The sequence below is a fragment of the Streptomyces sp. NRRL F-2664 genome, assembly GCF_000719345.1.
GTDB lineage: Bacteria > Actinomycetota > Actinomycetes > Streptomycetales > Streptomycetaceae > Streptomyces.
This window is the reverse complement of the sequence record NZ_JOFX01000196.1, coordinates 1-1750: the sequence shown is the minus strand read 5'-3', so window position 1 is coordinate 1750 and position 1750 is coordinate 1. Positions and strand designations below refer to the sequence as shown.

Genomic DNA, 1750 nt, shown 5'->3' with positions numbered 1-1750 from the left:
CCCGGCGCGAGAGCGGCCAGGTGTTCCACGACAGCGTGGACATGGGCGTGCGCGGTCCCGAGGCTGATACCGAATCCCGCGGCCAGTTGCCGCACGGTGTCGTTCTTGCGCAGGTACACCAGTGCGACCAGAGCGCGCGAGTACGGCAGGATAAGGAACCGACGAGGCCCCCGAGTTGAAGAGCTGTGGACGTCAGACATCCCGCTCAGCAGCCCGAGGGCCTCGCCTGTTACGCCTGCCTTGCCGTCACCCGATCAGTGGCCAACCTGAACAAGCTCAGTGGTTGCCAGGGGGTCTGGAGATATGTGGGAGGCTTGCCCCCTGAGTCCCTTCAGAGTGGTCACCGGATGGGTGACGAGGCCGCTGCCCGCAACGGCACGGGCTCCCGTGCCGTTGCGGGAGGTGTTTTACGTTTCAGCTCATTTGGCTCCGTGTCCTGCCGCACTCGGCCTGCCCCGGGCTCTGGCCGAGCGGGCAGCCGTGCCCCTCGCCACCCGTGAGGGGGGCCGCCGCTGCAGGCTTCCCCGCACCTGCGTGCTCTTACCTGCCTGGTGCGCCCCCGGGCGGCACGACACGCTCACGCATACCGCCGCAGGCCTCGGCACACCGGCCGGACAGTTCTACAGCTGCCGCGGCACTGCCGGGCCGGATCCCCCGACCTGGCAGCCGCCCGTGCCCACAACATCCTCCGGACCTTCGAGCGCACAGGGCGTCCCGACCCCCGCCGACACGGCCTGCACCGGCCCAGGTAATCGGCCACCACCGCGAAGCGCCGCCCGCCAGGCGGCGAACCCACTCTGCAGACTAAGCATTGTGCAGGCTTGCTTCGCCTGTCTGCTCCTCTTAGGCAACCCCCTATCTGACCGTCACCCTCCGCGTCCGTACAAGATGTCAGTAACAGTTAGCCCCGTGCTGTATCTCAAAATTTCTGTCCCTTGAGGGTCGGGCACGAACTGACGCTGAATCTCGTACCCCCGGATGGCCCGCAGGACATATTTTCTCTCATCGAAATAAATTACGGTGTCAATCCATGCACTTACCCCCGGAGGGGCATTCCTCCTGATGGCCTTTCGCTGCAGCGCGTGAAGCTCGGCCCGAAAATCACGGATCATTCCTTTCATTTCAAATAAGCGCTCACGATTCACGCCTTGGGCCTCCATCGCAAGCGCTTTATTCTTGATCCCTTGCAGTTTCCTGTCCACCCTAATGGCGCCCACCCATCTGGCGGGAAGTAATAGCTTACGGAGCTGCCTGTCAATGCTTTCAACTTCCGCGCTAAGGAATTGGAGAGGAAAGTGGAAATGCTGCTCGAAAGCGCCACCCCCATGAAGTCGGTCCGGTGATTCTCCAAACATCGCTGCGGAAGTTGCATCTAGATTCGTAGAGGCGAAGGTTTTTGATCCGGGCGCATGCGTGCTCGCATTGGTGGATTCGTCCTGCGCTGTTACGCCGTCAGCCTCGGGGGCCCGAAGTCTGCCGAAACTCGGCACATTCCGCGCCCTCGGCAGGGCATTTTCAGGGCTGCCGCTTTGTGTGGCTGCGGCAATTAGAGATCCGGGAGTATGTATTGGACTATTCTTTTCGATGTCACCTAGATGGTTGCGCTGGTTGAGGCGAATCTGGATATTGCCGCTGGGGTCTACGAAGTTAACGGGTTCCGCGCTAAAGGCTTGGTATTTGTTGAGGGGTGTGGGGTGGGGGTCGCGGGTGGTGAAGCGGCCGGTTTCGGGGTGGTAGAGGCGGGCGGGGG

At 62.3% G+C, this 1750-nt stretch carries 1 protein-coding gene and 1 pseudogene; both read right to left on the bottom strand.

Annotated features, from left to right (window positions below; all coding sequences use genetic code 11):
* Nucleotides 1-170, bottom strand: a pseudogene (locus IF89_RS46730) (helix-turn-helix domain-containing protein); the annotation flags it as partial.
* 696 nt (nt 171-866) lie between these two features.
* Nucleotides 867-1750: RHS repeat-associated core domain-containing protein (locus tag IF89_RS45540; protein WP_199820642.1), on the bottom strand; the 884-nt coding region annotated here is incomplete at its 5' end.